Below are 18,985 nucleotides of genomic sequence, written 5' to 3'. Positions count from 1 at the left end.
GAGTAGTAAGTAACAATGTGTCAATCACATTGCATTTTGAAGAGAAAGGAGCGTGTACCATGACAGTAGGAGATGAAACGGCTGTTTTTGACTTTGGAAATCAGTTGCCTAAGGATATTCATGAAACATTAGAAATTGTGTATAATGCACTGGAAGAAAAGGGCTATAATCCAATTAACCAGATTGTAGGTTACTTGATGTCTGGAGACCCAGCTTATATTCCGCGTTTGAATGATGCTCGAAATTTGATTAAACGTCACGAACGAGACGAAATAATTGAAGAGCTCGTACACGCCTATTTAGATAAATAATGCGACTATTAGGATTAGATGTTGGTAGTCGAACAGTGGGCGTTGCGGTCAGTGATCCAATGGGTTGGACTGCACAAGGTGTCGAAATTATTCGTATCAACGAGGATGAAGAGCAATTTGGACTAGAGCGTCTTGGTGAGATTATCAAAGAAAAGCAAGTTAAGGGTGTTGTTCTGGGTCTACCTAAAAACATGAATAACAGTGAAGGGCCCCGTGCCGAAGCAGCTCGTCAATACGCCAAAATGGTTGAAGAGCACTTTAATTTGCCCACGGATTTTCAAGATGAGCGGCTCACAACTGTTCAAGCTGAACGCATGTTAATTGAAGAAGCTGATGTATCACGTAAAAAGCGGAAACAAGTCATTGATAAAATTGCTGCAGAATTTATTTTACAGAATTATCTGGATGCGAACGGTAAATTAACTAAATAACTCAAAACGCGCTGTTCTTGGTATACGGATCAGCGCGTTTACGTTATAATGAAATCATTAACAGTTAAAGGAAATGACTATGAGTGAAAATAACCAAGAAGTACAAAAAATTACCCTAATTGATGAAAACGGTGATGAAGCGCTTTATGAAATTCTCTTCACGTTCCATTCTGATGAATATAGCAAAGATTATATTTTGTTAGTCCCTGAGGGTGTTGAGGATGATGAGGAAGTTGATATACAAGCCTACATTTTCAACCCTGATGAAAATGGTGATGCTACCGAAGAAGAACTTATTCAAATTGAAGACGACAAAGAGTGGGATATGGTCGAAGAAGTGCTTAACACTTTCTTGGACGATGATACGAACTTTAACTAAATTGAATTAAAATGTACCTTATAATTTTGTTTGACCAAATTACAAGGTACATTTTTATTGCAAAAAATTATAAAAGCCTTTAAATCAAGCTTATCAAGTGATAAACTATTCATAGAGAACTTCTTGTGTAATACATCAAGTTGAATATTTGAAAGTATTGATTGTCATAATAATCGACACCAATACGTTGGAGGAATAGTTATGGTTGCATTAGTGGGCATACTAGATTTAGCGCGATTCCAATTCGCGATGACCACGATTTTTCACTTTTTCTTTGTACCAATGTCAATAGGATTAGCTGTTGTCGTTGCGTTAATGGAAACGTTGTATGTCATCAAAAAAGATGAGACGTACAAAAAAATGACACAGTTTTGGGGTAAGATTTTCTTACTCAGTTTTGCTGTGGGTGTCGTGACAGGTATTATTCAAGAATTCCAGTTTGGTATGAACTGGTCTGAATATTCAAGATACGTTGGTGACATTTTTGGTGCGCCATTGGCGATTGAGGCTTTGGTTGCTTTCTTTGCGGAGTCAACCTTTATTGGTTTGTGGTCGTTTACATGGGACCGATTTAAGCCAGCCATTCATTTAATTTTTATTTGGGTTGTCGCTTTTGCATCAAGTATTTCTGCTTTATGGATTTTAGCAGCCAATTCATTCATGCAAAATCCAGTTGGTTATGCAATTGACAACCACATGGGTCGAGCTGAATTAAAAAGTTTTGGTGCTCTGCTGACAAACAAACAGCTTTGGATCGAATTTCCGCACGTTTTAGTTGGTACTTTTGTAACAGGTGGTTTTATCGTTGCTGGCATGGCAGCGTTTAAATTGCTCAAATTAAAAAAAGGTGACAAACAAATTGATTTCTTCCGTAAGTCAATTAATGTTGCCTTAGTTGTTGCTTTGGTTGGTGTTGGTGGCGCCTTGATTACGGGTGATCAACATGCCTTTGAGTTGCAGTCAATGCAGCCTATGAAGTACGCTGCCATGGAAGGTGTTGATACAACTCTTGATGCATCCAAAAGAACTGATAAAGCACAACCTTGGTCATTGATTTCAGTGACTAATCCTGCAACACATCGTGTCATTGCCAAAATTGAAATTCCTTATGCATTGTCAATTCTTGGTAATCACTCTTTGACTGGCGGGAAAACTACTGGTACAACTGAGCTTGAAAAGCAATTTGAAAAGAAATACGGTAAAACAACTGATGGTATCAAAAACTACTATGTACCAGAAAATACGTTGTTTTATTCATTCCGTGTGATGGCAATGGGCGCTGGATTACTTGGCCTTGTCGCCGTTGTTGCACTATGGTTTAACCGTAAGAAGTCTAATTTAATTTTGTCTCAGCGCTGGTTCTTATGGATAATGGGTGTTATGACATTTTTCCCATTCGTGGTTAATACAGCCGGATGGTTGGTCACTGAATTGGGTCGTTTCCCTTGGGTTGTTTATGGTTTGATGACAATCGCAGATGCTGTTTCGCCAAATGTTTCAGCTGCTTCATTGCTGATTTCTAACATTGTTTACTTCTTAACTTTTGCTGCCTTGGGTGGTGTCATGATTTGGTTGTCTCGACGCGTGCTTCATGCTGGTCCGGATGCAGAGGAAGAAGCAGAAGCTTCACCACGTGACCCTTATGAACATCTATCAGGAAGTGAGGTAGAAGCATAATGAGTTTTCTACAAATTTTATGGTTCATATTAATAGCTGTTTTGTGGTCAGGATTCTTATTCTTAGAGGGTTATGACTTTGGCGTTGGTATGCAGTTTGCCTTTAACGCACGAAATCAAAAAGATCGGCAGGCGCTATATGAAGCGATTGGACCGAATTGGGATGCCAACGAAGTCTGGCTTTTGACTGCTGGTGGTGCCACTTTTGCTGCCTTTCCTTATTGGTATGCATCACTATTTTCTGGTTTTTATTTACTTTTGTTTATTGTCTTGATGGCATTGATTTACCGTGGTGTGTCATTTGAATTTCGTGAGCACATGCCAACTATTCAAGGTACGCAACTTTGGGAAAGATTGATTGCGCTGTCTTCGTTCATTGCACCATTCTTCTTAGGTATGATTTTTACAGCGATGGTTTCCGGTATGCCAATGGATGCCAAAGGTAACATTTCGGCAGGATTCTTCGATTATGTTACGCCATTTACACTAGTGGGCGGTGTCGCAGTTGCACTAATGAGCTATGTTCACGGCCTTAACTACACGCGTTTGCGGATTGATGGTGATTTGCGTGTTCGTGCTTTAACACAGCTAAAAGTTTTGTATCCACTACTTTTGGCAGGTGAAGCATTGTTTGCTGTTTTGCTGTTTTTCTACACTGACTTTTTGCAAACAAAAACATTGTGGACTTTGCTAATTCTGGTAGCAATTGTTGTAACAACCTTGCTTGGTTGGTACTTGGCTATTGCTAAGACAAAAGAGGGTGTGCCATTTGTGTTATCTGGTTTGACATTAGTGGAAGTTGTCGTTTTGCTATTTGTAGGTATGTTTCCTCGTGTGATGGTTGCAGCTGATCCATTACACAGCCTAAAAATCATTAATGCATCTTCGTCACCTTACACTTTAAAAGTGATGACTATTGTCGTCTTAACTGCCTTACCAATTACCCTTGCTTACCAAATTTGGAGTTTCTGGGTATTCCGTAAGCGCATTGTCGCGGACAAAGTGGTTGAATAATAAAACAAAAAACGTTTACAATTGATGTGAGCGTTTTTTAGTTTAAGGAGAGTATGCTGAATAATTGAATTTTCAGCAAACAATAGATAGTAGATGATAGATAAAAGATTGTTTGCCGTGCCGGGCATTATAAAAATATTGGCAACTCTGGTTGTATTTACAGGATTACAAGCATTTGCAATATTGTTTCAGGGTATTTTTCTTGCCAAAGTTCTTGTTGCTTTATGGCAAGGTAATGGTATCACAAGTGTGGTGAATCAAGTGCTTGCTTTTGCGATTGCTTTTTTAGTTCGGCAATTGCTGGTCGTTTTTAAAAATTCATTGATGGCCCACTTTTCAGATCAGGCGGTCGAGTCTTATCGTGTACAATTACTGGCAAAGTACGCGGAAATTGGGCCAAGTGTCATTACAAAATCAGGTACTGGAAATGCGGTTACAACACTTGGCGTTGGCTTAGACAATGTCAAAAATTATTTTCAATTGTTGCTGATTAAAGTTTTTGATTTGAGTATTATTCCATGGTTGATTTTACTTTACATCTTTTTCTTAAAATGGGAACAAGGGTTATTTTTATTATTAATTTTTCCGGTGGTAATTTTATTTTTCATTATTCTTGGTTTAGCTGCACAGAGTAAAGCGGATGCTGAGTTTGCTAATTTTAAAAATTTAAATAATCGTTTTGTGGATGCTTTACGTGGTTTGCCAACATTGAAGCAGCTTGGTTTATCACAATCTTATGGGTCAGAAATTTATAACATTTCAGAGGATTATCGTAAGACGACAATGCGGACACTCCGCATAGCAATCACTTCTACATTTGCATTAGACTTTTTTACCACACTTTCTATTGCAATTGTGGCCGTGTTTTTGGGTTTTGATCTTATGAATGGTAAGATGACACTCTTGCCGGCACTATCTATTTTAATTTTGGCACCAGAATATTTTTTGCCACTACGTAACTTTGCAGATGATTATCATGCAACTTTAAACGGCAAAAATGCTCTGACTGACGTATTAACGGTTATTGATATGCCAAGTGTTCCAGAACAAGATTTGTTGACACTGGCAACGTGGCAAACGAATTCTGAATTAAATTTGGCTGATGTTGCTTTTTCATACGATACGGTACCAACACTAACAAACATTAACGTCAGTGCAAAAGGATATCAAAAAATTGCGATTGTCGGGGAGAGTGGTTCAGGAAAATCAACGCTATTGAAGCTTTTGGGCGGTTTTTTGCAGCCAAATGAAGGCTCAATTATTGTGAATGGTCAAACATTGTCACACCTGACCCAGCAAAATTGGCAAAAACAGTTTTTCTACATGCCGCAATCTCCCTATATTTTTCATGCTTCTTTACGTGATAATATTAAATTTTATACACCAAATACGGATGATGTGACGGTTGAATCAGCTATTGAACGGGCAGGACTGTCTTCTTTGGTTCGTGAAATGCCGGATGGACTCGATACAATGATAGGTGAGAGTGGTCGTCAGCTATCTGGTGGGCAAGCGCAGCGCGTAGCGTTAGCGCGAATGTTACTTGATCCTCAACGAAAAGTGTTGCTTTTTGACGAACCAACTGCTCATTTGGATATTGAAACTGAAGTTGAATTAAAACAAACCATGGCGCCAATTTTAGCAAATCACTTAGTTTTCTTTGCGACACATCGTCTACATTGGTTAGATCAAATGGATTATGTTTTAGTGATAGCAAATGGTCAAATTGTTGAAACTGGTGAGCCTAAAATATTGTTAGCCGATGAAAATAGTGCGCTTAATCACCTACGTCATGAATTGTATCGAGGTAAATTGGTATGAAAAAAATTCAAAAGTTACTTCAAAATGATCATTGGATTATGCCATTTTTGCGGCAACAAAAATCTGGTTTGTTTTGGTCAATATTTTTAAACTTCATGACTACTTTTGCAGCAGGCGCTTTGATGTTTGTCTCTGGATTCTTAATTTCAAGGTCGGCACAACATCCTGAAAATATTTTAATTATTTATGTGCCTATCGTATTAACGCGTGCTTTTGGTATTGCAAGGCCAGTCTTTCGCTATGCGCAACGTTTGGTGTCACACAATTGGGTATTACGTATTGTATCAAAAACAAGGCGACGACTTTATGAGAGTGTTGCGAGCACAGCAGGTAGCATTCGTGGTCGTATGCAGACGGGTGATATACTTAGTTTGTTAGCTGATGATTTAGATCGATTGCAAAATCTTTATCTCAGAACACTATTTCCACTCGGTGCTGGCATCATGTTGTATATTTTTGTCAGCATTGGATTTGGCGTTGTTAATTGGCAATTTATGTTGTGGTGGTTTTTTATACTGGCTGTTATTTTAATCGTGATTCCTTTGCTAAGCTTAAAATGGAATTACAATGGTGTTCGCCGTCAAAAAGCTTTACAGAATCAACTTTATACTGAAGCGACGGATGCTATCTTGGGATTACAGGACTGGGTGCTCTCGGGTAGACAAGCTGATTTGGTCTCACGGCAGGGCAAAGTGATGTCAGAATTGGCTAGTGTTAAAAATAAAAGTATGAAATTTGGGTGGTGGCGTGATTTCTTAATTCAAATGTTGGTATTATTATTGACGATTACAACATTGATTTGGGCGGGCAATCAATTTGCTAATGACCGTGATTTGGTCAACTATATCGCAGCTTTCACATTAGCAATATTCCCATTGGTTGATAGTTTTGTTGGTGTTAATCAAGGCGTTAGTGAAGCATCGGTTTATGAAGATAGTATGACACGCTTGAATCAGTTGCCCGCAGTTAAAAAGATTGAAAGTGCACTAATTCCTAAAAATACGGTAGTGAAATTTGATAAAGTAACGTTTGCTTATGCTGATAAAACAATAATTGATCATTTAGATTTGACAATAACATCAGGCGAAAAAATTGCATTATTGGGCCGTTCGGGTGCTGGTAAAACAACTATATTAAAACTGCTGGCAGGCGATATCAATCCAAATCAAGGCGAAGTTACTATTGGTGGTCAGCCAGTTAGCCAATTACAGCCAAAAATGTCAGAATTGGTAGCTGTTTTGGATCAACAAGCTTATTTATTTGATTCAACAATATTGAATAATGTGCGCATGGGTAATATTCATGCTTCTGATGATGCAGTAGCAGAGGCCATCAAACAAGCTGGTTTACAACCGCTAATTGACGCTTTGCCAGAGGGATATCACACACAAATGCGTGAAGCTGGCGCTCGATTTTCAGGTGGTGAACAGCAACGATTTGCCTTGGCGCGTATTTTATTGCAGGCAGCACCTATTGTTGTTTTGGATGAGCCAACAGTATCTCTTGATCCAAAAACTGAACATGATGTCTTGACACAAATCTTTTCAGTTTTGCAAGATCGTACGATTATTTGGGTAACGCATCATTTGACAGGTATTGAAAATGTTGATAAAGTATACTTTTTAGAAGCAGGCAAATTTGTTTTGTCAGGTAAACCATCACTTCTTCGTGATGAATCAGAAAGATTTAAGCAACTACTACTAATGGATCAATATTAATGGCAAAGAAAAAGCGTCGTAAATCCAAAAAAAAACTGCGCCAACAACGATTATTATGGTTAATCGGTGGCCTTTTTGCTTTGGTGGTCGTTGCCTCTATGGTTTCAGAGACGGTTATTTATCAACGGCAACAAACACAATCAGAGGATGCTGACCATGCTCAAAAAGCTGCTTGGATTAATCAATTAGCACCGTATGCGCGTGAATTGCAAGAAAAATATCATGTCATTGCCTCAATTAGTATTGCGCAAGCCATTTTAGAATCCAATTGGAATACAAGTACATTAGCAACTCAATATCATAATTTATACGGCATCAAGGCAGACGCAGGACAAAAAAGTGTGATATTGCCAACTAAAGAATATGAAAATGGGCAGTGGATCACGATTCAAGGGCGTTTTGCTGCTTACAGTAGTTGGCAAGAGAGTATGAAAGCTCACGCGATGCTCTTGTATCGTGGGACTAGTTGGAATACAAACCAATATCAACACGTTTTGGCGGCAAAGGACTATGCCACTGCTGCACAAGCTTTGACGCAAGATGGCTATGCGACCGATCCTTCCTATGCCAAAAAATTAACTACAATCATTCAAACGTGGCATCTTGATCGATTTGATGTGCCCACAAAATAAAAACTAACAATTTTTGTAATTGTTAGTTTTTATTTTGTTGATTTTTCAAATTCTGATTTAAAAATACCCATCATGAGACTATCATGGTAGCGACCTTCGGCAAAGAAATGTTCTCGCAAGGTTCCCTCAGCGATAAAACCAATTTTTTTATAAATATGAACAGCTGCTGCGTTTTTGACATCGACATACAGATAGACTTTGTGCATATTAAGCACTGTGAAGGCATATTCAATGCCGGCTTTCATCGCACTTTGTGCATAACCATGGCCCTGATATTTACTATGTATAATAATTTGAATTTCAGTATGACGATGAAGCGTGTCGATATCCATTAATTCGACGACACCAATGAACGATTCGTTATCCTCAATAACAAAGCGGCGTTCAGTTTGATCTAAAATATGACGATCATATAAAATTTGTAGTTCGTCAAATGAAGAATAAGGTTCCTCAAACCAAAGTGCCATGACGCGACGAGAATTTTCCTGTTCATAAATATAGGATAAATCTCTTTTCTCTAATGGTCTAAGTTTCATTTTTGATACACTTTCTTTTGTTTTGTCCATAAAATGGGATTTGGTCACTCATAGTTTAACACAATTTGATATTTTATCATAACGGGTAATAAAAAATCCTGATGCAGTGAATAGAGATATCGGCCTATTGGTGGTAAAATAGAAAGAGCTAATTTACAGATAAAGGACAACAATATGCCATTAGAAACACTTGTTTCAGGAATGAATGATCGACAATCAGAAGCAGTACAAACGACACAGGGACCATTATTGATTATGGCTGGTGCTGGCTCAGGAAAAACGCGTGTGTTGACACATCGTATTGCACATCTCATACAAGATTTAAATATTTATCCTTGGCGCATTTTGGCAATTACGTTTACTAATAAAGCAGCACGAGAAATGCGTGAAAGAATTGCCCAACTTGTTGATGCTGAAGTGGCAAAAGAAATTTGGGTATCAACATTTCATGCCTTAGCAGTACGAATTTTGCGACGTGATGGTGAAAATATTGGCTTATCACGTAATTTCACCATTGTTGATACTAGTGCGCAGCGTACTTTGCTCAAAAGAGTGATTAATGATTTAAATCTTGACACAAACCAATATGATCCCAGAACAATTTTAGGGACGATTTCCAATGCCAAAAATGATATGTTGACACCTAAAGCATATGCAAAACAAGCCGGAAATGTTTACGAAGAAACTGTCGCAGAAGTTTATGCTGCCTATCAATCTGAATTACGTCGTGCGCAAAGTGTGGACTTTGATGATTTGATTATGCTGACAATCGATTTGTTCAACCAAGTACCAGATGTATTGTCAAAATATCAAAATCAATTTGAGTATTTACACGTCGATGAGTACCAAGATACAAATGATGCGCAATATACAATTGTTAATATGTTAGCCAAAAGATCACGTAATTTAGCAGTAGTCGGTGATGCAGATCAGTCCATTTATGGCTGGCGTGGCGCTAATATGAATAATATTTTAAATTTTGAGAAAGATTATCCTGATGCGCATACCGTCATGTTAGAGCAAAATTATCGGTCGACACAAAATATTTTGGACGCCGCCAATGCTGTTATTAACAACAATAATGAGCGCATTGACAAAAACTTATGGACTGAAAATGGCAAAGGCGACAAAATAACTTATTATCGTGCACAAAGTGAACGTGACGAGGCTAATTTTGTTTTATCAAATATTCAAAAAATGCGACAAACGGAACAAATGGCGTACAGTGATTTTGCTGTTTTGTATCGTACCAATGCCCAATCACGAGGCATTGAAGAAGCTTTGGTTAAAGCTAATATGCCATATACGATGGTAGGTGGGCATAAATTCTACGAGCGTAAAGAAATTTTAGACATTATGTCGTATATGAATTTAATCACCAATCCATCAGATAATGCTGCGTTTGAACGTATCGTGAATGAACCCAAACGAGGCATTGGCGCAACTTCAATTAATCGTTTACGTGCTTTTGCCAATCGTATGGATTTGTCCTATATGGGTGCCATTGAAAATATTGAACTAGCGCCTGAAATTACAGCAAAAGCCGCTTCTAAGCTGATTAGTTTTGCTGAAATGATGCACAATCTGCGTCAACAAGCTGAGTTCTTGAATGTTACTGAATTAGCAGAAATGGCAATGACGACCTCCGGTTATCGCAAAATGTTAGCAGAAAAAAATGATCCGGAAAGTCAAGGACGTTTAGAAAACTTAGAGGAGTTCTTGTCAGTTACCAAAGAGTTTGATGCTAAATACAATCCAGATGATCCTGATTCAGTTGATCCAATGACAGATTTTCTTGGTTCAACTGCTCTGATGAGCGATTTAGATGATTTTGAAGAAGGTGATGGCGCAGTGACACTAATGACATTACACGCTGCCAAAGGTTTGGAGTTCCCTGTGGTATTTCTTGTCGGCATGGAAGAAGGTATTTTCCCGCTATCGCGTTCAATGATGGATGACGATCAACTTGAAGAAGAACGCAGGTTGGCTTATGTGGGTATTACACGTGCAATGAAAAAGTTGTTCTTAACAAACGCTTATTCACGCTTGCTTTATGGTCGTACACAATCTAATGAAGCGTCGCGTTTCATTGATGAAATATCTCCTGAACTACTCGACATGGTTAATAGTGGATTTAATAGTTCTACTACTTTAGACCGCCATTTACCGTTTGACAATCGTACGCAGCGTGCAACGGCAACAACCTATAAAGCAAGTCCTGTAACAAAAACGACATCAGGTACGACTGGGGCGGATAAAACGCCATGGCGAGCTGGCGATAAAGTATCACACAAAAAATGGGGCATTGGGACAGTGGTCGCCGTTTCCGGAGACGCCCAAGATCAAGAATTGAAAGTCGCTTTTCCTTCTGAAGGGGTTAAGCAACTTTTGGCCGCTTTCGCACCAATTACACGTGTCGAATGACAACATTTATCATTATTAGAGGCAATTCTGGAAGTGGTAAAACCACGTTAGCACAAGCTTTACATGACCAGTGTGATAATAGTTTTCTAATTTCACAAGATATTGTTCGCCGACAAATGCTACAAGTTGATGATCATGCAGGCAATTTAGCCATTAATTTGATGGCCGAATTAATTGAATTTGGTCGTTTGCATGTGGACATTGTGATTTTGGAAGGTATTTTACGGCAAGATGTATATCAAGAAATGTTACAATCTGCTTTAAAAAAGTTTGACGTTGTTATACCCGTCTATTATGATTTGACGTTGCCAGAAACGATTAATCGTCATCGAACAAAAAAATTTGTATCATTTACAGAGTCAGATGTTGCCAAGTGGTATCGAAAAAAAGATTATCTTGGATTGTCAAACGAAATACTCTTTAATCAAACGACTACTCTGAAACAAGCTATCGCAGTTATCATGCAACGAATTAATCATCAGTGAGGTATGAGATGTTACCAGAATTTACACCAATTGAAAAAATGACAACAGAGACAGCGCAGCAAGAAATTGCTCATTTACAGACACAATTAATCAATTATGGTGTTGCCTATTATGAAAACGATGAGCCTTTGGTTGAAGATCATATCTATGATGCCTTATACGCACGGCTTGTTGCGCTGGAAACCGTATTTCCTCAATTTATGACGCCGGATTCACCAACACAAAATGTTGGAGGCGCTGACACCAAATCTGATCTAGCAAAAGTTACCCATCCAGCACCGATGTTGTCACTAGGGGATGTCTTTAGTTTGGCAGAACTCGAGGAGTGGGATGTGCGCACGACCAAATCATTAGGGTTTCAATCAGCGTACAATTTGGAGCTCAAAATTGACGGTTTAGCAGTGGCGCTCACCTACGAACAAGGTAAACTGGTACAGGCCTCAACACGAGGTAATGGTGTTGTTGGTGAAGATGTCACGCGCAATGTGAAAACAATTAAATCAGTGCCACAAACGCTAACAGAGCCACTAACCATTGAGGTACGTGGCGAAATTTATATGCCGAAAAAAAGTTTTGCTAAGTTGAATTTGCAACGAGAAGCTGATGGATTAGAACCTTTTGCAAACCCACGGAACGCGGCAGCAGGTTCATTACGTCAATTAGATGTTAGTATCACGAAATCACGTGAATTATCGGCCTTTGTTTATTACACCGCTGAACCGGAAGTTTTGGGCGCTACAACTCAAAGTGGTGCCTTGGCGCGTTTTGCATCACTTGGTTTACCCACCAATCGTCAAAACCGTGTGATAGAAAAAATGGCAGATATTGCTGACTATATTTCAGAGTACACTGCTAAACGTGATGAGTTGGCATATGGTATTGATGGTGTTGTTGTTAAAGTTAATCAATTAGATTTGCAAATTGATTTAGGCAATACGGTTAAAATTCCTCGTTGGGCAATTGCTTATAAGTTTCCGCCAGAAGAAGCACTGACAGTTGTTAGAGACATTGAATGGACAGTTGGCCGCACTGGCGCAGTGACACCAACTGCTGTGATGGATCCAGTTCAGTTAGCGGGTACAACAGTGCAACGTGCTAGCTTACATAATCCTGATTATTTGAATGAAAAAGGGGTGCGAATCGGTGATACTGTAACACTTCACAAAGCCGGTGATATCATTCCAGAAATCGGGCAAGTGATAGTAGATAAGCGACCAGTTGATAGTACCATCTATGAAATCCCCACTTTTTGTCCAGCTTGTCGATCGGAATTAGTTCATATTGAAGGTGAAGTTGCTTTGCGATGCATCAATCCATTTTGTTCAGCTCAAATTCAAGAAGGGTTAACGCATTTTGCGTCGCGCAATGCGATGAATATTGATGGTATGGGGCCACGTGTTATCGGTCAACTATTGAAAGCAGGATATATTCAAGACGTTGCTTCAATTTACCGGTTGGAATTGTCTCAACTGTTGACATTAGATAAATTCAAGGAAAAATCTGCGGCAAATTTAATCAATGCAATTGCTCAATCGAAAAATAATTCGTTAGAGCGTTTGTTGTTTGGATTAGGCATTCGTATGGTTGGTGCTAAAGCGGCACGCCTAATTGCTGAAAAATTCAAAACACTCACAGCAATAGCAAATGCGGATGTTGATGAAATTTCAGCCATTCCAGGTATTGGTGAAACCATTGCTCAGTCATTAGTACAATACTTCAGCATGCCCGCTGCAGATAAACTTCAGCAAGAGTTAACTGAAGCAGGTGTCAATCAAATTTACTCATCTGGGGTCGAAATTGACGAAAATTCATTTTTTTATGGCAAAAAGGTTGTATTAACTGGTAAACTAGAACAGAGTAGTCGTCCAGTTGCGACTAAGTGGTTGCAAGATCATGGTGCTAGTGTCGCCGGGTCTGTTTCGGCAAAAACTGATTTACTCATCGCCGGTGGCGCTGCTGGTAGTAAGTTAGAGAAAGCAAACGAACTGGGTGTCACGGTTTGGACAGAACAAGCATTTGTTGATGCACAGTTAAAAGAGGATAACAAGTCATGAAACGCATTAGTTTCCGAATTTATATGATAATTGCGGTGGTAGTCTTGGGGGTGGCGGTTGGTGCATTATATTTTTTTAATGCCAATCGGGTCACACCGACAACGACTAAAAAAACTAGTGGGGTACAGATTACACAAAGTACACCCGGTGAGTACCAAACAGTTATTAAGAATGGTCGATATTTAGTGAGCGCCGCACGAGGTATTACTGCTTCTTCTGAGCCGAATAGTCTGGATGTTAAAAATTTTGAATCATCATTACTAGATTTGGCAAAAGACCACTTTAAACCCAGTCGTTATATTTTTCAAGAAGGACAATACTTGGGTTCATCTCTGGTGACAGATTTATTGGGACGCAAAAGTAGTAGTGATACCATTGGCCTTAATCCTGAGGATAATGGTAAAACCGATAGTTCACGCAACCCAATTTATGTACAAACTTTGACGGAACAAGACTTTATGGTCAAGGATGGTAATAGTTTGAAGTTATCAGGTATGATCATTGGTGTTGCAATGAATACACAAGATGAATACCAAAAAGAACAATATGGTGCCACCTACACGCAAAATATATCTGAAGCGGACCGTATTGCTTACGGTAAAAAGATTGCGCCACAGATTTTAAAGCAAGTTCGTGAACAAAAAGGTGTTAGTGATGATACGCCAATCGTGATTGCCATGTATGCTAATTCACAAACAGATTCACTTGCACCAGGTAGTTTCTACGCACAGACAACGAGTGATAAAGGGACAACAATTGAGAAATGGTCCGATATTAACGATCAATCAATTGTATTGCCAAAAGAGTCAACTGATACTTCTAAATTGGGTTCGGATGCTAACACAGGATTTGCTAATTTTAAAAATGACGTTGCCAACTTTTTCCCGAATATTGCAGGAGCAACCGCTGTTGCTGACTTTAAGAATGGTACGTTGTCAAGCATGACAGTCAACGTCACAACGCAATTTTATAGTCAAACCGAAATTGAAAGTTTCACAACTTATATTTCACAATCAGCTTTGAAGTATTTGCCAAGCAATGTGCCAATTAAAATCATTGTACAGACAGCCAATGAAATGCAGGCGATTTTGATTCGCAAGTCTGGTGAAAAAACATTTACAACAACATTATTAGATTGATTATAAAAAGAAGCAAAGGACATTCACTTTGCTTCTTTTTATAATCGATCAATATACACACCGTTTATCCAGCCTTTAGTAGCTAATTTTAACCAAACGACACCGTTGGCATCGTGCAACTCATCTGAGATAGCCACAAAGTCACCATTTAGAACACTGCCAACAGGCAATCCATATGGTGATTCGAAAACTTCCGTTGATTGCCCTGGTAAAAAGTTAACAATGGCGTTAGGTTGATCACTCTCAACTTTTTCAGGATTATTGAAATAGTTGACGTTTGCTTGATCTGGCGCGTTATCTGAAAGAGCCATTTGACTTGAATCGTATCTGAGCCAATGATGATCACCAATTTGATACCAGAATTGACCATTACTGGTAATGACACGAAGATGAGTATTCCAAAATTCTTTGGGTGAAATTGTGGTGATAATTGGACTAAGATCACTAGGGGTTGGATAAACAGGCAGTTTGGTTAACGTTTCTACAAACATATCAATACGATGTACAGCTCGCCAGTCATTAGGACGATAATATAAGACTGATGTTTGTGGTAAATCACCAAAAACGCCCGTCAATTGACCAGAGTTATCAACATATTCATATTGTTTAATCGCAGCCGGTGAAACATGGTAATCAGTACCAGATTTCCCGTCTAATCGACGCGGTTCCTGTAACAGTTCGCCTGTTGCAATATCTTTATCGTAAACCCATACGGGTGCAGTATTTGCCATAGAAGAATCCCCTTTGAATATGTCACCATTATATCACAAACAAAAAAAGACCCGCAGGTCTTCATTATTACTTTTCAACTTGAGCTGGTTCGTTTTGAACTTCACTAATGATAAAGGATCCATCTTGCCAGTCAGCAAATAACTGATGGACAGTTGGATGAGCCAAATAATAGTCAGCAATACCATCGGCAATTTTGTCTTGTAACACTCGACGCAACGGACGAGCACCCATTGAAGGATCGTAGCCCAAAGATACCAATTGCTTTTTCGCAGACTCACTGACTTCGATGTGGAGACCGTTTTCTGATAAATTATCATTCATATTGTCCAACAATAAATCAACGATTTTTAGCAAATGTGCCTGGGATAGTGGTTGGAATTCAACGATATCATCAAAACGGTTCAAAAATTCCGGCCTAAAATAATTTTCTAGTCGCTGCATTAGGCGATTTTGATTATCCACTTGTGCAAATCCGACTGGTGAGTTACCTGTATCTGTTGAACCGGCATTGGATGTCATAATAACAATTGTATCTTTAAAGCTAACAACATGGCCTTGAGCGTCCGTCAAACGACCATCATCCAGAATTTGCAGGAACATATTCATAATATCGGGATGGGCTTTCTCAACTTCATCAAACAGCACTAGTGAATAAGGGTGACGACGGACCTGCTCAGTGAGCTGCCCAGCTTCCTCATAACCAACATACCCTGCGGGAGCGCCAATCATTTTAGATGCAGTGTGTTTTTCCATGTATTCTGACATATCAAAACGAATCATTGCATCTTCACTACCAAACATTTCTTTGGCAAGTTGTTTAGCAGTTTCAGTTTTACCCACGCCAGTTGGACCAACAAATAAAAATGATCCAATTGGGCGACCAGATTTTGTCAAACCAATTCTGTTTCGACGCACTGCTTTAGCAACAGTTTCAACAGCATTTTCTTGACCAACCACATGCTCGGACAAATTTTTGTCCAAGTCTTGTAATTGATTAGCTTCATTTTCTTTCAATTCACCAACCGGGATATCTGTTTTTTCCTCGATGATGTCTAAAATATCTTTCTCGTCAATGTTTTGCGGTTTTGACATTTCTGGATGCGCTTCAACTTGGGCTTTTTGAGACTCGAGTTGATTAACTTGGTCGCGCCAATAACTAGCTTTTTCAAAGTCTTCCTTGTCAATTGCTTCTTGCTTGAAACGATCAGCAGCGTCAATTTTACCTTGAATCGTTTGTGGATCGGCAACATTCATAGTTAAGTTTTTGCGTGAACCAGCTTCATCAATCAAGTCAATGGCCTTGTCCGGCAAAAATCGTTCAGGAATATAACGATCTGATAAATCAACAGCCGCTTTCAAAGCGTCATCTGTATAAATGACGTGGTGATAATCTTGGTATCGTTGGCGAATTCCTTGCAAAATTGTGAGTGTTTCTTCCTTAGTTGGTTCTTCAACTTGAACAGGTTGAAAACGACGGGCGATTGCGCCATCCTTTTCAATTTTACGGTATTCGTTTAAAGTTGTGGCGCCAATCAATTGAAACTCGCCACGAGCAAGAGCTGGCTTTAGAATATTACCAGCATCCATTCCGCCCTCTGCATTACCAGCGCCCATAATTTCGTGAATTTCATCAATAAATAGGATGACATCATCATTGTCTGTCACTTCTTTCATCAATTGACGCATTCTTGCTTCAAATTGACCACGCATGCTCGTGCCTTGAACTAAAGCTGACATATCGAGACGGATAACTTCTTTTTGTTGGAGCTTATCGGGAACTTTACCAGCGACAATAGCTAATGCTAAACCTTCTACAACTGCGGTTTTACCAACGCCGGGTTCACCAATAAGAACTGGATTATTTTTTGTACGTCGGTTTAAAATTTCAATTGTGCGTGACACTTCATTGCCACGTCCGATAACAGGATCGAGCTTGCCATCACGAGCTTGTTGTGTCAAGTTAATGCCATATTCATCAAGTAATTGACGTTTGCTATTTTTATTTTTTTTCGATTGTGTATTTTGTTGACCTTGAACCTGAGCCATTTGTTCGTTCATAGCCCGGAACATGTCGTCTAAGTTATTAAAACCAAAGGGATCTTGTTGTGCCATATTTACTATGCGTATGGCTCGTGTGTGATTCAAAGCCATACTCTCCTTTCATAGGTTATAAGATTATTATATCATAAAGAAAACAAAAAGGTTCAACTAATTAGCACTCAATAAGAATGAGTGCTAAAAATAAATCGTGTTACAATTATAATTGAGGTGAAACATGGATTACACAATAGCATTGAATGATTTGCGTGATGGCAAAATAAATGAAATTAAAATTAACCCAGAAAACTTTCCGGCGTTTCAAAAGGCATGGGCCTCATTTGCGTATCAAAACGCGATTCGAGGTATTGCACATGCTCATGGTCAGGTGACATATGTCCGTGCAAATTAGTATACGAAAAGCAAGTTTTTTATGCTACAATATTATAAGTTAAGTAAAAAATAATATTATTTTAAATGGCAATTAAAGGGGCAGTAACGTGGCATTTTCATTTGGACAACGCAATGTCGGTATTGATTTAGGTACCGCAAACACATATGTATATATCGAAGGTCGTGGCATCGTTTTGCGTGAGCCTTCAGTTGTCGCGCGTAACACTCAAACAAACGAAGTAGTTGCAGTTGGTTCAGAGGCAAAAGACATGTTAGGTCGTACGCCAGCTAGTATTGCAGCGATTCGTCCAATGCGTGATGGTGTTATTGCTGACTATGACACCACAGTTGCTATGATTCGTTATTATTTGCAAAAAGCCCTTGGCGGTCGTATTGGTAAGCCATACGTCACTATTGGTGTACCTTCGGGTGTGACAGCTGTTGAACGACGCGCCGTGATTGATGCAGCACGTGTTGCTGGTGCCCGTGATGCCTACGTCATTGAAGAACCCTTTGCAGCAGCAGTTGGTGCTGGATTACCCGTCATGGACCCAACTGGTTCCATGGTTGTTGACATGGGTGGCGGTACAACAGATGTGGCTACAATTTCTCTTGGTGGCATTGTATCAAGCCGTTCAATTCGTATTGCTGGCGACAAGTTAGATGAAGCTATCGCTAATTTTGTCCGCAATAAATATAATGTCACCATTGGTGAACCAACTGCCGAGCGTTTAAAAATTGAAATTGGTGCTGCTTCGCTGGATTTGGCGAGAACTTTACCAAATGCAACGGTACGCGGTCGTGATTTATTGACAGGACTGCCAAAAACGATTGATGTAACGGCGGAAGATGTTGCTGCCGCTATTCAAGAGCCAGTACAAGAAATCGTTGCAGCTATTCGTGAAACATTAGAATCAACACAACCTGAACTTGCAGCTGATGTTATTGATCACGGTATGGTTTTGACTGGCGGTGGGGCTTTATTGCGTGACATGGATAAAATTATTCAGGAAGCGACCAAAGTACCTGTTTTAATTGCCAACGAGCCATTAGATGCCGTGGCTATTGGCACTGGAGAGGCATTAAAGTCAATTGATGTCATGCGACAAAGTTAATTTTAATTTTGTATTCTAGAGCGTGGCGCTTGCGCTACGCTTTTATATTTTCAGAAATAGACGTTATTTGCGATTAGTGGCATATATT

The 18,985-nt window shown here is 39.2% G+C and carries 17 protein-coding genes; 14 read left to right on the top strand and 3 right to left on the bottom strand.

The genetic code is table 11. From position 1 onward, the window contains the following. Window positions 1–59 precede the first annotated feature (59 nt). The 8 genes from BMG01_RS00705 to BMG01_RS00670 all read left to right on the top strand — a co-directional run bounded on the left by BMG01_RS00705 (window position 60) and on the right by BMG01_RS00670 (window position 7,982). Complete coding sequence (locus BMG01_RS00705; RefSeq protein WP_004910843.1) at window positions 60–311, top strand: IreB family regulatory phosphoprotein; 252 nt, start codon at window positions 60–62, stop codon at window positions 309–311. Next, the gene (ruvX, locus tag BMG01_RS00700) at window positions 311–742 is read left to right on the top strand and encodes a Holliday junction resolvase RuvX (protein WP_004910845.1); all 432 of its coding nucleotides are present in this window, start codon (window positions 311–313) and stop codon (window positions 740–742) included. The genes BMG01_RS00705 and ruvX overlap by 1 nt, the downstream gene beginning before the upstream one ends. Window positions 743–821: 79 nt before the next feature. Further along, complete coding sequence (locus BMG01_RS00695; protein WP_004910847.1) at window positions 822–1,121, top strand: DUF1292 domain-containing protein; 300 nt, start codon at window positions 822–824, stop codon at window positions 1,119–1,121. A 201-nt stretch (window positions 1,122–1,322) separates the two neighbouring features. After that, window positions 1,323–2,798, top strand: a complete 1,476-nt coding sequence (locus BMG01_RS00690) for a cytochrome ubiquinol oxidase subunit I (protein ID WP_004910849.1) — start codon at window positions 1,323–1,325, stop codon at window positions 2,796–2,798. After that, the gene (cydB, locus tag BMG01_RS00685; protein WP_004910851.1) at window positions 2,798–3,811 is read left to right on the top strand and encodes a cytochrome d ubiquinol oxidase subunit II; all 1,014 of its coding nucleotides are present in this window, start codon (window positions 2,798–2,800) and stop codon (window positions 3,809–3,811) included. The genes BMG01_RS00690 and cydB overlap by 1 nt, the downstream gene beginning before the upstream one ends. Before the next feature lie 93 nt (window positions 3,812–3,904). After that, a complete protein-coding gene (gene cydD / locus BMG01_RS00680; protein WP_004910852.1) occupies window positions 3,905–5,632 on the top strand; it encodes a thiol reductant ABC exporter subunit CydD in 1,728 nt (575 codons plus the stop codon). Next, window positions 5,629–7,350, top strand: coding sequence for a thiol reductant ABC exporter subunit CydC (gene cydC / locus BMG01_RS00675; protein ID WP_004910854.1), 1,722 nt, complete (start codon window positions 5,629–5,631; stop codon window positions 7,348–7,350). Before cydD ends, cydC begins: the two co-directional genes overlap by 4 nt. Beyond that, window positions 7,350–7,982: a glycoside hydrolase family 73 protein gene (locus BMG01_RS00670; protein WP_004910855.1), complete on the top strand. Its 633-nt coding sequence runs from the start codon at window positions 7,350–7,352 to the stop codon at window positions 7,980–7,982. Before cydC ends, BMG01_RS00670 begins: the two co-directional genes overlap by 1 nt. A gap of 29 nt (window positions 7,983–8,011) precedes the next feature. Here BMG01_RS00670 and BMG01_RS00665 read toward each other — a convergent pair whose 3' ends face one another. Continuing rightward, a complete protein-coding gene (locus BMG01_RS00665) occupies window positions 8,012–8,518 on the bottom strand; it encodes a GNAT family N-acetyltransferase (protein ID WP_036067043.1) in 507 nt (168 codons plus the stop codon). A 174-nt stretch (window positions 8,519–8,692) separates the two neighbouring features. On the opposite strand from BMG01_RS00665, the gene pcrA reads away from it, so the two are divergent. The 4 genes from pcrA to BMG01_RS00645 are packed head-to-tail and all read left to right on the top strand — an operon-like array spanning window position 8,693 to window position 14,620. Further along, entirely contained in the window at window positions 8,693–10,942 is a 2,250-nt protein-coding gene (pcrA, locus tag BMG01_RS00660) for a DNA helicase PcrA (protein WP_004914291.1), read from the top strand. After that, on the top strand, window positions 10,939–11,427 hold the full coding sequence (locus tag BMG01_RS00655; RefSeq protein ID WP_004914294.1) for an AAA family ATPase: 489 nt from the start codon (window positions 10,939–10,941) through the stop codon (window positions 11,425–11,427). The genes pcrA and BMG01_RS00655 overlap by 4 nt, the downstream gene beginning before the upstream one ends. A gap of 8 nt (window positions 11,428–11,435) precedes the next feature. Beyond that, window positions 11,436–13,481, top strand: a complete 2,046-nt coding sequence (gene ligA, locus BMG01_RS00650) for an NAD-dependent DNA ligase LigA (protein WP_004914297.1) — start codon at window positions 11,436–11,438, stop codon at window positions 13,479–13,481. Continuing rightward, entirely contained in the window at window positions 13,478–14,620 is a 1,143-nt protein-coding gene (locus BMG01_RS00645; protein WP_004914301.1) for a CamS family sex pheromone protein, read from the top strand. The genes ligA and BMG01_RS00645 overlap by 4 nt, the downstream gene beginning before the upstream one ends. Window positions 14,621–14,658: 38 nt before the next feature. On the opposite strand, the gene BMG01_RS00640 is transcribed toward BMG01_RS00645, so the two are convergent. Further along, window positions 14,659–15,351, bottom strand: coding sequence for a MucBP domain-containing protein (locus tag BMG01_RS00640; RefSeq protein WP_004914302.1), 693 nt, complete (start codon window positions 15,349–15,351; stop codon window positions 14,659–14,661). 67 nt (window positions 15,352–15,418) lie between these two features. Next, window positions 15,419–17,464, bottom strand: a complete 2,046-nt coding sequence (locus BMG01_RS00635) for an ATP-dependent Clp protease ATP-binding subunit (RefSeq protein ID WP_036067736.1) — start codon at window positions 17,462–17,464, stop codon at window positions 15,419–15,421. A gap of 163 nt (window positions 17,465–17,627) precedes the next feature. Between BMG01_RS00635 and BMG01_RS11270 the strand changes: the two genes are divergently transcribed. Together BMG01_RS11270 and BMG01_RS00630 are read left to right on the top strand one after the other, a co-directional pair. Then, window positions 17,628–17,801, top strand: a complete 174-nt coding sequence (locus BMG01_RS11270; RefSeq protein WP_004914310.1) for a hypothetical protein — start codon at window positions 17,628–17,630, stop codon at window positions 17,799–17,801. A gap of 88 nt (window positions 17,802–17,889) precedes the next feature. Beyond that, window positions 17,890–18,897, top strand: a complete 1,008-nt coding sequence (locus tag BMG01_RS00630; RefSeq protein WP_004914314.1) for a rod shape-determining protein — start codon at window positions 17,890–17,892, stop codon at window positions 18,895–18,897. Window positions 18,898–18,985 lie beyond the last annotated feature (88 nt).

This window comes from Leuconostoc sp. BM2, assembly GCF_002095565.1.
Classification (GTDB): domain Bacteria; phylum Bacillota; class Bacilli; order Lactobacillales; family Lactobacillaceae; genus Leuconostoc; species Leuconostoc falkenbergense.
Note: the sequence above shows the minus strand (reverse complement) of the source record. Positions and strands in the feature narration are given on the sequence as shown.

Bases quoted from the DNA above. Each gene is read 5' to 3' on its own strand.
- BMG01_RS00705 (WP_004910843.1), top strand. From the start codon at position 60: ATGACAGTAGGAGATGAAACGGCTGTTTTTGACTTTGGAAATCAGTTG.
- ruvX (WP_004910845.1), top strand. From the start codon at position 311: ATGCGACTATTAGGATTAGATGTTGGTAGTCGAACAGTGGGCGTTGCG.
- BMG01_RS00695 (WP_004910847.1), top strand. From the start codon at position 822: ATGAGTGAAAATAACCAAGAAGTACAAAAAATTACCCTAATTGATGAA.
- BMG01_RS00690 (WP_004910849.1), top strand. From the start codon at position 1,323: ATGGTTGCATTAGTGGGCATACTAGATTTAGCGCGATTCCAATTCGCG.
- cydB (WP_004910851.1), top strand. From the start codon at position 2,798: ATGAGTTTTCTACAAATTTTATGGTTCATATTAATAGCTGTTTTGTGG.
- cydD (WP_004910852.1), top strand. From the start codon at position 3,905: ATGATAGATAAAAGATTGTTTGCCGTGCCGGGCATTATAAAAATATTG.
- cydC (WP_004910854.1), top strand. From the start codon at position 5,629: ATGAAAAAAATTCAAAAGTTACTTCAAAATGATCATTGGATTATGCCA.
- BMG01_RS00670 (WP_004910855.1), top strand. From the start codon at position 7,350: ATGGCAAAGAAAAAGCGTCGTAAATCCAAAAAAAAACTGCGCCAACAA.
- BMG01_RS00665 (WP_036067043.1), bottom strand. From the start codon at position 8,518: ATGAAACTTAGACCATTAGAGAAAAGAGATTTATCCTATATTTATGAA.
- pcrA (WP_004914291.1), top strand. From the start codon at position 8,693: ATGCCATTAGAAACACTTGTTTCAGGAATGAATGATCGACAATCAGAA.
- BMG01_RS00655 (WP_004914294.1), top strand. From the start codon at position 10,939: ATGACAACATTTATCATTATTAGAGGCAATTCTGGAAGTGGTAAAACC.
- ligA (WP_004914297.1), top strand. From the start codon at position 11,436: ATGTTACCAGAATTTACACCAATTGAAAAAATGACAACAGAGACAGCG.
- BMG01_RS00645 (WP_004914301.1), top strand. From the start codon at position 13,478: ATGAAACGCATTAGTTTCCGAATTTATATGATAATTGCGGTGGTAGTC.
- BMG01_RS00640 (WP_004914302.1), bottom strand. From the start codon at position 15,351: ATGGCAAATACTGCACCCGTATGGGTTTACGATAAAGATATTGCAACA.
- BMG01_RS00635 (WP_036067736.1), bottom strand. From the start codon at position 17,464: ATGGCACAACAAGATCCCTTTGGTTTTAATAACTTAGACGACATGTTC.
- BMG01_RS11270 (WP_004914310.1), top strand. From the start codon at position 17,628: ATGGATTACACAATAGCATTGAATGATTTGCGTGATGGCAAAATAAAT.